The sequence below is a fragment of the Limnohabitans radicicola genome (genome assembly GCF_014837235.1).
GTDB lineage: Bacteria > Pseudomonadota > Gammaproteobacteria > Burkholderiales > Burkholderiaceae_C > Limnohabitans_A > Limnohabitans_A radicicola.
This window is the reverse complement of sequence record NZ_JACYFT010000002.1, coordinates 978,392-990,855: the sequence shown is the minus strand read 5'-3', so window position 1 is coordinate 990,855 and position 12,464 is coordinate 978,392. Positions and strand designations below refer to the sequence as shown.

Here is a 12,464-nt window from a genome sequence, read left to right as displayed (position 1 = left end):
AGCTGTCGGCCAGAAGCTGCCATCAGCAGAACTTTGATCAACGGCCGCTCAGGGTCCATCGCAATCCTCGGCTGCGATCAGCGTCCAGATCGTCGGCGTCCCAGGGGGCGATATTGCGGATGAAGTCGACGCGTGGCTCTTCCTCGAACCAGCAGCGTGCCTTCACAGCAGCCCATTGCCTGCGCGTGTGCAAGTATCTCCGTCCTCAATCGCCCTGCGGCTTACCGCCGAATTTCAAGACGAAGCTGCCGGCCACCACGGTCAGTGCCAACAGGCAACCGAGATAGGGCATCACGCTTTGCAGAGGGGCTCCCATTTGATTCAGGCGCAATGCAGCCTGCACTCCAGACGTTGTCGGTATCAACCACCGCAGATACTGCAACGGGAGCGGCAACGCTTCTGGCGGCCAGGAAAATCCGGCAAGAAACACCATCGGCAATGTCGAAAAAAGCAGGACTTGAAGGACCCGTTCGCGATCTCTACACCACAGGCCCACAAGTGACCCCAGCGTCACGATGGCCGACACGTACAGGACCAGGAAAACCAGGGAGCCAGCCACGTTGTTAGCGCGAGGGTAACCGTAGAGCCAAAAGACCCATCCGAAATAGAACAGGCCAGACACCAATCCCGGCAACAGGAATGCCAGCCAGCGCCCGATCCAGGCCATTGGACTGGCATGAGCCGCGCCTCGTTCGACCCAGGTCGCCACCAGCATACCCACGCCCATCAGGAGGGTCTGGTGCATGATGAACAAGGCAACGGCAGGAACAATGAAGCTGCTATAGCCTTCTGTAGGGTTGAACAGCGCCATGGCCCGGAAATCCACGGGAGTGCGGCTCTCGCCGGCTTGGCGGGGACTCTGTCCTTTGGCCTCTCGCTGCCTGATCTCAACACCTGCCGAGGCTGCGCCCACGGCCTCAGAAAAGCCGTACTGAACTGCCTTGCTGATGAGGGGATAGGCCCCGTTCGAGACCACGGTCACCATAGTGGGCATTCCCCTGGCAACATGGGCTTTCAGGTCGTCGGGCAGGACCAGATAGCCATCAATCTCACCACGGCTCATGGCGGCTTGCGCGGCTCGCTCATCCGCCCCAACTGCCTTGACCTCGATGCGAGGATTGGCAAGTGCCAGACGATGAATCGAGCGTGAAAGCGCCGAGTGATCCTGGTCGACAACCGCCACCGGGATCCGGGTCACGACCTCCGGGCCAAAGAACCAGGGGTAGAAGAAAGCATAGAACAGGGGCGCAGCCACAAAGATCATCAATGCGCCCTTGTCGCGCAAGACGTCCCTCAGCGTTGCGACGAACCCTGACCTCAGCGAAGTGGGATGGTGCGAGGTCATGTCAACGCGCTCCCCAGGTCGATGGCTTGTCGCGAGCCTGGACCAAGCCCAAGGCCGCCAGCCCGAGCAACCCTAGGGTGGCCAGCAGGAATACAGCAGGTGTGGCGGCACTCGCGCCGAAGGTTAAGCCCATCAGCAATTGCTCGGTCTGCAATCGGATGTAGTGGGTGAACGGCATGGAGGTCGCCCACATCCGAGCACTGTCAGGCATCGCACTCAGCGGGAAACTCATACCGCTGAACGCGAATGCCGGGGCGGTCAAAAGCCCCGTGACGGACAACGCAGTGCGCAAGGACTTGGTCAGAGTGGCCGCCGCTGCACCCGCGGCCAGCGATAGCGCCATCAGTAAGGTCATGGCCAAGCAGATCCAGAGAAGGCTCCCAGGGATGTCCCAGCCACGCCCGGTCGTGATGTACCAGAGCGCCGCGGCGCCCACGCTGGTCAGGGTCACCCAGGGAATCGCCAGCTTGCCCAGCAAGGCTGCTCCGACGGCCCGCGGCCCCTCGTGCTGCAGCCACTGCCCCAGCGTCCTGTCCCTGAATTCACGGCCGACCGCCCAAGCCCCAGCCGTCATCGCGAGGATGTGAAGGATGGCGGGGATCGCGGCGGCAGTCAGGTACTTTTCGTAGTTGCCAGACCCGTTGAACAGTGCGATCGATTGGATTTGGATCGGGTTAAAGCTGACCTTGGCCTGTTGGGCCGATTCACCTCGCTTGTTTCGAGCAGACATTTCGATGCCGGCGGCCAGGGTCCCAACCACCGTGCGTACATCCCGCTGCAGCAGACTCGAATGCGTGGCGAACTGAGCGTTGTGACGCAGAATGACCTCCGCCTTTATCCCGCGCTTGATGTCTCTCTCGAAGTCCCTGGGGATGTTGATCATCCCGTAGACCCGCACCTCTCTTAGGGCAAGTTGGGCCGTGGACTCGCTGTCGAATTCGTCCACCACTTGCATGCCAGGCGAGGCGTTGAGCATGCGGACCAGTTGTCGCGATAGCGCGGAATGGTCTTCATCCATCACGCCAACAGGTAGGTTCCTGGGGATGGCGCTGGAGAATATCCAAACGACCAACACCACGGCCAATACAGGCACCCAAGTCACCATCGCCAAGTCCCAGGGACTTTGACCAAGGCGACGGGCCTCCCGCCTAGTGCTGTTGAAGAAGTGGCGCATGGTCAATTCACTCGACCAGCACGGACATGCCTGGGCGAACGCCCTCGATCATTTGGGTCGGACGGGCACGCACCTCGAAGGTCTTGATGTCAAAGCCCTGATCGGACCTGGTGGCACGCCACGTGGCGAAATCAGGCAGGACTGCTGCCCGGTAGACCTTGAAGCGAACCTTACGGCCTTTCAGGGCAGGCAAGGTGGCATCGAATTCTTTGCCGACGGCGAACTTGTCGAGTTTGTCTTCGCGCACGTTGAGCACCACCCACTGATCTGCCATGTTGGCAACCGTGACCACGGGGACGCCTTGGGGCGAAATTTCACCCACGCGCCCCAGCACCTTGACGACTTCGCCGGCCACTGGGCTCTTGAGTTCCGTCTCGGCCTTGGCCGCCTGGACTTCAGCTACGACTCCAGCCAATTGACGCGCCTGTGCGGCGGCAGCTTGCTTGTCCTCGGCACGGGCCCCGGCGCGAGCCATCTCGTATTGGGCCTGTGCAGCCAGGGCTTGATCGCGGGCTGTCTTGAAATTGGCTTCGGCCTCGTCGCGCTTTTGCGCAGCGATCAAGCCGTCCCTGGCCAATCCTTCGATCCGCTTGAACGACGCCTGTGCCAGGTCCGCCGCCGCCAATGCGCGCTGCCAGTTCAGACGGGCGATTTCCACCTCCTGGGGGCGGGCGCCATTTTGTGCCTTGGCCGCGGTGGCCTGCGCAGCCTCCTGGGCCGCAGTGGCCTGCGCCAGTTTTGCGGTCACCTCAGGACTGTCCAGGCGAATCAGCGGCGAGCCGACCGTGATGACATCCCCTTCCTTGACCAAGATGTCCGCGATCCGGGCACTGACCTTGGAAGCGACGTCTACTTCCTGAACCTCCATTTGCCCCTGGAACGCCTCGGCGCCAGGCTGTTGGGCCTTCCATAGGCCCACGCTGAGAACGGTGACTGCGCCGATGATGGCCAGAGTGATGGGTAGTTTCTTGTTCATCTCATTGCACTTTCAGATCGGCACGAGCCATGTAACTGCCGAATTGATCGGACAGGCCAGACACTTCAAGGAGATCGGCGAGCGCCTTGACATAGTCGTAAGCCGCTTGCGCCTGTTCCGTTTTGGCTTTGGCCAGGTTCACTTCGGCGTCGATCAGTTCCAGCGTGGAGTTGGTACCCGCCTTCTGGCCCTTGGTCTTGAGTTGGAGGACTGCATTGGCCAACTCCAGACTCGGGGTCAGCGCAAGGAACTGGCGCCGGGTTTGGTCGACGGCCATCCAACGTTTCTCGACCAGCAAGGCAATGTCATTTCGGGCTTGCTTGTCCTGGCTGTCCGCCATCTCGATGAGCCGGTGAGAGGCTTCGCTCATTAAGGAGCGGTCCACGCCACCCCACAACCTCCAGCTGACCCCGACGCCCACAACCCAATTGGCCTGGTCCGAGGAGCGCAGTTGGCGTTGGCCAAAGGCGAACACCGCAGGCTTCTTCTGAGACTCTTCCAGCGCATGAATTTGCTCGGCTTCACGCTTCTTGGCAGCCACCTTGGCCAATCCCGGGTGACGTTCCAGGGCCGCGTCAGTGAAGTAGCCGAGCGGCTCGATCGGCGAACTGATCACGAACAGCGGGCTCATCGGTTGAATCCGCTCAGCGTTGCGAAGGGTTCTGGCCAACGCCGTCGACGCCAACTCAGCGTCATCCCGGGCCTTCAGGGCGTTACGCTTGGCATCCTCCATCGCTGCGCGAGCCTGGAGTCGCTCGACCTGTGCGACAAGGCCTGCTTCCAGCATTCGCTGCGTGGCGGCGTCATGCTCCAGGACGGTCCGGTAGGCCACTTCACGCAATCCGGCGGCGCGTTCAGCCAGTTGGGCGCCGAAGTAGCGCTGCACGAACTCATTGAACACTTCCTGTTGTACCTGGCGGCCGTCTGCCCGGGCCTCTTCGGTTTTGGCTTGCAAGGCCTGTTTGATTGCCGTGGTGGCGCCACCGGTGTAGATCGGCAATATGGCCGAGACGGATGAGGTATTGCCACTGCGCTGCGTGCTCAGATCGAGGCTGTTCGGAAGTGGCGGCAAGTGTGCCAAACCGGTAGCCAGCGGCGCCGGCAACGCTGCAATCGACGAACCGATCGTGTGCGTCAGGGGGGTCAGATCAATGCCCTGTACGGCGCCCTGGAAGCGGAAAGCCGCAGCTCCTGCGGTCACCACGGGACCACCCAGATGCCGAGTGGCCTGCTCTTTTAATTGTGCGCTCTCAACAGAAAAGCGAGTCATTGCCAGGCGATCTGAATTGACTTGCAGTCGCTGGGCGGCTTCTTCAAAGCTGAGCGCCTCGGCACGGGTCAGGGTGGGGAGGAAAGCCGCCACCCCCATCAAGGCGCCGAGCGTCAGCCTGGCACGCAAGCGATTTTGTTGATTTAACATGGCACTCTCTTGTTTGGTACTATGCGGTACCATGATCGAAATTCTACACCGACTGTTGGTACTGTCAAGTACCAACCGTGAGATACTCGAACCATGAGCCGCCAGCAGATTCCCGAAGACGAACACCGCACCCGGTTGCTGGAGGGAATGGCGCGCGCGGTCACTGCTCACGGGTTCGCGCAACTCACGACTTCGGACATCGTTCGCGAGGCGAATGTGTCCAAGAGGACCTTCTACCAATATTTCAAGGACAAGACCGACTGCCTGATCGCGTTGTTCAACCACTCTGCGCAAAAGATCGAGGCCACGCTGCGTGCCAGCATCGACCCCAAGCGAGATTGGAGTTCGCAGATTGATCTGACCATCAGGCTCTATCTGGAAACCTTGGCCGCCAATCCCTTGCTGCTGCGCGCGTTGTTTGTGGAGATCCTTGCGCTTGGACCTGCTGGGCTGGTCGCCAGGCGCTTGGCAATGGAAAGACTAGCGGGAGTACTTCTGGCGGCCGCTGCCAACCATCGCTCAACTCCGATCCCGCAATGGCTGGCCACTGGGCTGATTGGTGGAATCAACGAAATGGTGCTGCAGCACATCGAGCAAGACCAGATTGCCCATTTGCCCCGATTGAGCAACCAAGCCGCCGCATTCATGAAAAACGCACTCCAAACCCGTGTGATGGAACCGACCTAGCGCCTCGATGGCCAGTCTGCAGGCGTCCATCGACACGCTTTCTCCATTTGAAGGCATCTGAAAATTTCAGGCTGAACCGCGGCCCGCGTGCGTCGGTGGCTCAACCGACGGAATCCGCTTTCGTTGAAGTGAATGCCTTCAAGGCCTTGTCGGTCTGAAGCTTTGTTTGCTCGATCAGATACTCCAGAAAAACCCGTGTCCGGTCGGGAATGAACTTACGGCTCGGCAATGCCGCATACAAGGCCAGCCGCCCTGTGATCCAGGGCGAGAGCACCCGAACCAAAGTGCCTTGTGAGAGGTAAGGTGCCGCGATATCCAAGGGCAAAGACATGATGCCGGCGCCATCAAGCGCAGCGCGCAACAGCGTGTCCATGTGGTTGGACAACAAAACAGGCTGAACCTCCACCTCCTGCCATTGGTCTTCTTGTTGTGGGCGCCACAAGCGCCAGGTGCGCGGTCGGGTTTGGGGCAGTTTCAAGCGCAGGCAGTCATGGCGTGCCAACTCCTCTGGCCTGCGTGGCTCCCCCCGGCGCTGCAGATAGGCCGGCGAAGCGACCAGGAAAGCTTCTGACTCGATGACCTTGCGCGCCACGATGTCAGCGTCGAAGTTGTCATCGGTTCCGAGCAAGGTGATGTCGAAGTCCTCAATGGCTGGCTCGGCCACGGGCGACACATGCAGCTCGATCCGCACCGCAGGGTACTGGCTGCGAAAGCGGCCCAGCAAAGGCGCGACAACATAGGTGGCCAGCACGGGCGGCGCTTGGATTCGCAGCACGCCGGCCATCTCGGTGGTGTGCGAACTCGCCATCGCATCGGCTTCATCGATGTCCTGCAGGATGTGGCGTATGCGGCTGAGGTATTGCTGGCCAGCCTCGGTGAGTGAGAGGCGCCGAGTCGAGCGCTGCAGCAGCCGGGTGCCCAGGTGTTCTTCCAGGTCGGCCACGAGCCGGGTGACCACGGGGGCCGACATGTCCAGCGCCCGCGCTGCAGCGGCAAAGCCGCCCTCGTCCACCACGCTCTCAAAAACACGCATCGACTGCAGTCGGTCCATCCAGCGCTCCTTACAGGCTCTTCAAGAGCTTGCATTATTTCTCTTTTGGAAATGACCCAATGTTTTATTGGCTGTTTTTCCCTCGAATCAGAAATTTTAAAGTTCATCCCATCGATGCAGTGCTTTCCACACGAAGGTCCATCGACCCGGCCAGAAGCTCCGTCATGTTGACAGACCGGCCGTTTCTTGAAACCGAAAGGAAACCGATCATGAACCGCTATACCCTCTCCGCCCTGACCCTTGCCGTGGCAGCCCTGTCCGCTGGCCATGCCCTGGCCTTTGATGCCTCGGCCCCCAAAACCCGCGAACAGGTCAAGGCTGAATTGGCCGAAGCCATCCGCACCGGCGACATCGTGGTCAATGGTGAAACTGGCCAAAAAGCCAATGAACTTTTCCCTGGCCGCTACGCGGCCAAACCGGTCGTCGAAGCTAAGACCCGCGAGCAAGTCAAAGCCGAGCTGGCCGAAGCCATCCGCACCGGCGACATCGTGATCGACCAAGAGAGCGGCAAGAAAGCCAATGAACTTTTCCCTGGCCGCTACCCGGCCAAACCGGTGGCCCAGGGCAAGACACGCGAACAGGTCAAGATCGAACTGGCCGAAGCCATCCGCACCGGCCAAATGCCGGTCATCACCTACTGAACTGACCACTGCCATCGGGCAGCATGACTTCGGTGTGAATGCACGCAGTCCACGCCGGGGTCATTGAAATCAGTGAATTCGGCGCTCAGCGCCGCGTTCACTGGAACCGGGCAAGCCGCATAGATGGTTCGGGATGATGCTAGATCGCTGAGATGCAGCCACATGGCCATGTCGTGCTGGGCGCGCCGATGCACGAGTTCGGCCTGCCTGCATACCTGCTTTGGCATCTCCGGGGAAATCTAGGACTTTTGCAGGTCCGCTGATTTGCGGCCGAACGCCTGTTCTGAACTTCGCTATTAACCAGGAGCGGAAGTTCATTGTGGGTTCGTCGACGACCGCATCGGGTCGATCTGAGACGTCCAGCTAGAACGACACACGGTTTTATGCGGCAAACCATCAAATAGTTTGAGTGGACGACTGGTAGGGCAGTTGGATCAATGGGGTAGGGGGCACATCTATATACATCCCCTCGTCTGGACAAATCAGGGGTGGAAGTCTTGGGTGAAATGACCGCCTTGCAGCTGCCCACGCAAGATTTCCAGAAAAGAATCTGAAAGCGAATGAGCGCTATCTGCCTTGCGCACGGCGATGACGCGGCTGTCCGCTGCGATATTGGTGATCGGCAAGAACCTGATGTCCGTGCGGTTGTTCGTGGCAACGCTGCGCCCCACCACAGTCGCACCAAGGCCTGCGGCCACCAGGCTCAGCGCGGTATGGATTTCCTTGGCTTCGTGGCCGATACGCGGCTTCGAGCCTGCCGCCTCTAGCAGTCCAAGCACCTGACGCGAAAATTGACTCCCAGCGTTACCTGGGTACGTGATGTAGGGCAACATGCCCAATTCGCCAGCGGTCACCGCTTCTTGCGCAGCTAGCGCATGCTCAATGGGTACTGCCGCTACGAGTGGATCGACAAAAAGGTCCGAATACGCGAGGTCCGGCTCCTTGGGGAACTCGCCGATCACCCGTGCTACACCCAAGTGAATGGTGCCAGTGCGGAGACTGGCAGGTTGATCCTCTGTGAGGATTTCCACCAAGTCGATGCGCACATCGGGAAAGGCGGCCTGCATGGCGCGCACGGCCTCGGGGAGCACGGAAAAAATGACCGATCGGGTGAAACCTATACCCAGCCAACCGAGCTTGCCAGCGGCCATGTCACAAGCTTCGCGCTCCAGGCGGCTCGCTGCTGACAGGAGTTCTCGCGCCTTGGGGTACACGAATTCACCCAACGGGGTCAGTGCCATCGGTCGACTGGCACGGTCAAGCAATGGCCCTCCCAGTGCCTCTTCGAGTTGGGAGAGCTGCATGCTGATTGCCGTGGGGGCGACAAAAAGCTTGTTTGCAGCAGCTCTCGCGCTGCCGGCATCGACAACTTCGCAAAAGTAACGCAATTGCCTTAAGTTCAATTTATCTGATCCTAAGTTCAAAAAACGGAAATTGAATTCAGTTTAACAGTGCATGAAAATGGCGACACATTTTCAATCAATGAAACCTCATGACCACTGATGACATCCTCGAAGCCGACTGGTTTCAGCAGGCCCGCACCCTCTCGACCGCAGAAGTTTCTGATGCGCTTGATGCGCTCAATCTTCCGGGAAGCGCACTTGGCATCCGCCCGATCGCAGGGCCGGCCCGATTGTTTGGCCTTGCATTTACGGTGCGATTTGCCCCGATTGATCGCTTCAATCCTGGAACTGTGGGGGACTTCATCGACACGCTCGCACCTGGCACTGTGGCGGTGTTGGACAACGGTGGTCGGATGGATTGCACTGTCTGGGGTGGCATCCTCAGCCGCTTAGCCGCTCACAAAAAACTGGGCGGCACTGTGATCCATGGTGTTTGCCGCGATACGGCCGAAGCCGATGAGTCTGGTTACCCGCTTTATGCGAATGGTCGCTTCATGCGCACTGGCAAAGACAGGGTGCAGGTTGAAGCCTACGAACAGCCCGTGATGCTTGCCGATGTGCGTGTGTGCCCCGGTGATCTGATCGTCGGTGACGCTGATGGCATCGTAGTGGTTCCGCGACTGCGCATGAAGGAGGTCTTGACCAAGGCGCTCACTACGCGTGAGGTCGAAGAAAAGATTCTGCAAGCGGCTCTGGAGGGGATGCCGCTGAACGATGCACGCAAGAAGTTCAAGTACCACACGCTCCAGCGCTCGACTGCATCCGAGTTGGGTGCTTGATGCAATTGATACCCAAGAGACAAACCATGAAAACTTTTCGAAAATTGGCAACACTTTCGGCTGGCCTCGCGCTGGCATTCGCGTCGTTGGGCGCGGTTGCGCAGGCGGCCTATCCCTGTCCCACCATCAAGTTCATCTCTCCATATCCCCCAGGAGGCACCACCGATATCCTGGCGCGCTTGATTCAGCCGGGACTGGCACGCGAGTTGGGTGTTGCTGTCATCGTGGAAAACAAGGCTGGTGCCAGCAGCAACATTGGCACCGAGTTTGTAGCGACTTCGGCCCCGGATGGTTGCACGCTGCTGCTTGGAAATAACACGGGTGTGGTGATCAATCGCAACCTCTACAAGCTGCGCGTGGATCCGGTGCAAGGCCTCGCACCAGTTGGTGCTGTTGCTTCGGTTCCGCTTGTCCTCTACATCAACGCCGGCATCCCGGCGACGAACCTGAATCAGCTGGTTGAATTGGCACGCAAGAGCCCCGGGAAGTTCAGTTACGCATCTGGCGGTAGCGGCAGTCCTCAGCACCTGATGGGCGAACTCCTCAAGCTCGAGAAAGGCTTGGACATCGTCCACATTCCCTACAAGGGTCAAGGTCCTGCGATGCAGGATGTCGTCGCCGGACAAGTCCAGATGGCGTTCGAGACAACCACTGTGATTGCTCCTCAGGTGGCCTCTGGCCGTGTACGGGTACTGGCCACAACAGGTGCCAAACGTTCAAAAGTGATGCCCGATGTGCCCACCATGAAAGAACTGGGCATGCCTGACTTCATTACAGAGAATTGGTATGGGGTGTTCGCGGCAGCAAAAACGCCGCCTGCACTGATTCAGCGCCTCAACGTCGCTTTGAACAAGATCCTTGACAGCAAGGAAGTGCAAGCCTCACTCGAAAAAATGGGCTCCAGCGATGTCAGCGGCTCACCCGAGGCGTTCTCAAAATTCATCACGCGTGAGTTGCCGCTGTGGGAGAGTGTGGTGAAGCGTTCTGGCGCGAAGGTAGACTAAGGCATGAGCATTTTGAACGGCATCCATATCCAGCCTCGCGTCAGCGCCAATACTGCGGCCATTGCGGCCCTGCGCGGCCTACCCACCTCAGTCATCGGCGACGTGATGGGCGGCCGATTGGTAGGTACCACCGCGCTGCGTCCTGTCAACCGCTCTTTGGTGAGCACCTGCGGAAACGCTTTCACGGTGCGCGTTCGCTCAGGCGATAACCTCCTGATCCACAAAGCCCTTGACATGCTCGAAGCAGGCGATGTGCTTGTTGTGGACGGCGAGGGGGACACCACGCGAGCCCTTGTTGGAGAAATCATGATGACCTCTGCGAGGGTGCGTGGTGCGGTGGCGTTCGTCATGGATGGCGCCATTCGTGATGCTGATGCGTTTGAACAGCATCAATTTCCTTGCTGGGCGCGTGGCATCAGTTTGCGCGGCCCCTACAAAGAGGGTCCTGGGAGCATCAACGTATCTGTGACGATCGGCGGAATGGTGGTCAATCCAGGGGACGTCATTGTCGGCGATGGTGATGGCATCATTGCTGTGCCCAGTGCGCTGGCAGTGCATGTCGGTGCGCTGGCACATGCCAAGGTTACCCACGAACAAGAAACGATCAAGTCCATCCTGGACGGCACATACTCGTCAGCCTGGGTCGATGCGGCTCTCAAACAGAAAGATATCTGACCATGCAGCGTCACTTCAAACTTATGCGCCGAGGCGCTGTGGCAGCGATCGCTTTGGCTATGTGCTCTGGCGCGGCCATGGCGGGTTGGCCCCAAGACAGCAGGCCAGTGAAAATCCTGGTGCCCTGGCCAGTTGGCGGTGCGACTGACCAAGTCGGCCGCATGCTGGCACAACCTCTGTCACAGGCATTGGGTGTGCCCGTGGTGGTCGAAAACAAGGCGGGGGCAGGTGGTGTGTTGGGCACGCAACTTTTCGTTAAGGAAAAAGCGGACGGACACACCATTTTGCTGGCCACCAGCTCTACCAACGCAGCGGCTCCGCACCTGTATGCCAAGTTGGGTTATGACCCTGTCAACGACTTCACGCCAGTGGTTTCTCTGTGTGAAATTCCTAATGTCATGGTCGTGCCGGCCAAGTCACCATGGACCTCTTTGAAGGAGCTGGTGGCGGCAGCCAAAAAAGAGCCCGGTAAATTCACCTATGGATCCGCCGGCATCGGTGGATCGCAACACCTTGCAGGTGCGCAGTTCAAAACCGCTTCGGGTGCGGATATTCGTCACGTTCCCTACAAGGGCAGTGGTCCTGCTGCCCAGGATTTGATTGCTGGGCACATCGACATGATGATCGACACTGGATCACTGGGCAGCATTCGCAGCGGTTTGTTGAGACCCTTGGCTGTTGCCTCAGAAAAGCGCCTTCCAGCTTTACCCGATGTACCCACCTTCAAGGAGGCAGGCACGCCCATGCTCGCGTCTGCATGGTATGGCTTGATGTTGCCGGCGAATGCACCTGCCGACGCGGTGACCCGGTTGAATACCGAAGTCAATAAGATTCTGCGCAACCCGGAGATCAACGCAAAACTCACTGCAATGGGGGCTATCGTCATGGGTGGCACTGCGCAAGAGTTTGGTCGCTTTTCGACCTCGGAAATCAAACGCTACGAATCGATTGTGCGGGACTCGGGGGCGCCAAAAGAGTAAAGCTCGACCAGCAATGCCTTCAATTTTTTCTAAGCGGCCCTTCGGGGCCGTTCTCATTGGTGCCAGCGATAAACTGCCCTTGTGTGCACCAATTTCACGCCAACCAAGCGCGCCCAGTGGGTCAAGGAGAAACTGGGGGTAGACCTGCCTTCGGGCTTCCCGGATGAGTCGTCATTCACAGCTGCTGGCTCGGGCGATGGGCGCTGTGAATACCGGTCATTTGGCAGATGACGGCCCAGATGACAGCACTACAGCCGACACCGGTCGCTGGCACTCGTTTCCAACGATCGGATCAGTACGCCAGGTCCAGCGCCGAACATACTGGTGCG

At 59.2% G+C, this 12,464-nt stretch carries 12 protein-coding genes; 6 read left to right on the top strand and 6 right to left on the bottom strand.

The window, feature by feature from the left end:
* Nucleotides 1-205: 205 nt before the first annotated feature.
* Genes IC609_RS12500 through IC609_RS12485 form a run of 4 tightly spaced genes read right to left on the bottom strand, consistent with a single transcriptional unit; the run spans nt 206 to nt 4,915 of the window.
* Entirely contained in the window at nt 206-1,345 is a 1,140-nt protein-coding gene (locus IC609_RS12500; protein WP_191819798.1) for an ABC transporter permease, read from the bottom strand.
* Nucleotide 1,346: 1 nt separating this feature from the next.
* Nucleotides 1,347-2,519 (bottom strand): ABC transporter permease, encoded by a 1,173-nt coding sequence (locus IC609_RS12495; protein WP_191819797.1) that lies wholly within the window; start codon nt 2,517-2,519, stop codon nt 1,347-1,349.
* Nucleotides 2,520-2,526: 7 nt separating this feature from the next.
* Entirely contained in the window at nt 2,527-3,495 is a 969-nt protein-coding gene (locus tag IC609_RS12490) for an HlyD family secretion protein (RefSeq protein WP_191819796.1), read from the bottom strand.
* Between the two features lies 1 nt (nt 3,496).
* Nucleotides 3,497-4,915: a TolC family protein gene (locus tag IC609_RS12485; protein ID WP_225224137.1), complete on the bottom strand. Its 1,419-nt coding sequence runs from the start codon at nt 4,913-4,915 to the stop codon at nt 3,497-3,499.
* Between the two features lie 93 nt (nt 4,916-5,008).
* On the opposite strand from IC609_RS12485, the gene IC609_RS12480 reads away from it, so the two are divergent.
* Complete coding sequence (locus tag IC609_RS12480; protein WP_191819795.1) at nt 5,009-5,602, top strand: TetR/AcrR family transcriptional regulator; 594 nt, start codon at nt 5,009-5,011, stop codon at nt 5,600-5,602.
* Between the two features lie 100 nt (nt 5,603-5,702).
* Here the strand turns inward: IC609_RS12480 and IC609_RS12475 are convergent, their stop codons facing one another.
* Complete coding sequence (locus tag IC609_RS12475) at nt 5,703-6,653, bottom strand: LysR family transcriptional regulator (RefSeq protein WP_191819794.1); 951 nt, start codon at nt 6,651-6,653, stop codon at nt 5,703-5,705.
* Between the two features lie 209 nt (nt 6,654-6,862).
* Here IC609_RS12475 and IC609_RS12470 point away from each other — a divergent pair, with 209 nt between their 5' ends.
* Entirely contained in the window at nt 6,863-7,294 is a 432-nt protein-coding gene (locus IC609_RS12470; protein WP_191819793.1) for a DUF4148 domain-containing protein, read from the top strand.
* A gap of 482 nt (nt 7,295-7,776) precedes the next feature.
* Here the strand turns inward: IC609_RS12470 and IC609_RS12465 are convergent, their stop codons facing one another.
* Nucleotides 7,777-8,682 (bottom strand): LysR family transcriptional regulator, encoded by a 906-nt coding sequence (locus IC609_RS12465; protein WP_225224179.1) that lies wholly within the window; start codon nt 8,680-8,682, stop codon nt 7,777-7,779.
* A 104-nt stretch (nt 8,683-8,786) separates the two neighbouring features.
* On the opposite strand from IC609_RS12465, the gene IC609_RS12460 reads away from it, so the two are divergent.
* From IC609_RS12460 to IC609_RS12445, 4 genes are read left to right on the top strand one after another with little or no spacing between them, the layout of a single operon-like run.
* A complete protein-coding gene (locus IC609_RS12460) occupies nt 8,787-9,476 on the top strand; it encodes an RraA family protein (protein WP_191819791.1) in 690 nt (229 codons plus the stop codon).
* Nucleotides 9,477-9,502: 26 nt separating this feature from the next.
* Nucleotides 9,503-10,480 (top strand): Bug family tripartite tricarboxylate transporter substrate binding protein, encoded by a 978-nt coding sequence (locus IC609_RS12455; RefSeq protein WP_191819790.1) that lies wholly within the window; start codon nt 9,503-9,505, stop codon nt 10,478-10,480.
* A 3-nt stretch (nt 10,481-10,483) separates the two neighbouring features.
* Nucleotides 10,484-11,155, top strand: coding sequence for an RraA family protein (locus IC609_RS12450; RefSeq protein ID WP_191819789.1), 672 nt, complete (start codon nt 10,484-10,486; stop codon nt 11,153-11,155).
* 2 nt (nt 11,156-11,157) lie between these two features.
* Nucleotides 11,158-12,135 carry a Bug family tripartite tricarboxylate transporter substrate binding protein gene (locus tag IC609_RS12445; RefSeq protein WP_225224136.1) on the top strand — a complete coding sequence of 326 codons (978 nt, stop codon included), beginning with the start codon at nt 11,158-11,160 and terminating at the stop codon, nt 12,133-12,135.
* The last annotated feature ends 329 nt before the right edge of the window (nt 12,136-12,464 follow it).

Excerpts from the sequence above, each read along its gene's own strand:
- IC609_RS12500 (WP_191819798.1), bottom strand. The coding sequence starts at position 1,345 with ATGACCTCGCACCATCCCACTTCGCTGAGGTCAGGGTTCGTCGCAACG.
- IC609_RS12495 (WP_191819797.1), bottom strand. The coding sequence starts at position 2,519 with ATGCGCCACTTCTTCAACAGCACTAGGCGGGAGGCCCGTCGCCTTGGT.
- IC609_RS12490 (WP_191819796.1), bottom strand. The coding sequence starts at position 3,495 with ATGAACAAGAAACTACCCATCACTCTGGCCATCATCGGCGCAGTCACC.
- IC609_RS12485 (WP_225224137.1), bottom strand. The coding sequence starts at position 4,915 with ATGTTAAATCAACAAAATCGCTTGCGTGCCAGGCTGACGCTCGGCGCC.
- IC609_RS12480 (WP_191819795.1), top strand. The coding sequence starts at position 5,009 with ATGAGCCGCCAGCAGATTCCCGAAGACGAACACCGCACCCGGTTGCTG.
- IC609_RS12475 (WP_191819794.1), bottom strand. The coding sequence starts at position 6,653 with ATGGACCGACTGCAGTCGATGCGTGTTTTTGAGAGCGTGGTGGACGAG.
- IC609_RS12470 (WP_191819793.1), top strand. The coding sequence starts at position 6,863 with ATGAACCGCTATACCCTCTCCGCCCTGACCCTTGCCGTGGCAGCCCTG.
- IC609_RS12460 (WP_191819791.1), top strand. The coding sequence starts at position 8,787 with ATGACCACTGATGACATCCTCGAAGCCGACTGGTTTCAGCAGGCCCGC.
- IC609_RS12455 (WP_191819790.1), top strand. The coding sequence starts at position 9,503 with ATGAAAACTTTTCGAAAATTGGCAACACTTTCGGCTGGCCTCGCGCTG.
- IC609_RS12450 (WP_191819789.1), top strand. The coding sequence starts at position 10,484 with ATGAGCATTTTGAACGGCATCCATATCCAGCCTCGCGTCAGCGCCAAT.
- IC609_RS12445 (WP_225224136.1), top strand. The coding sequence starts at position 11,158 with ATGCAGCGTCACTTCAAACTTATGCGCCGAGGCGCTGTGGCAGCGATC.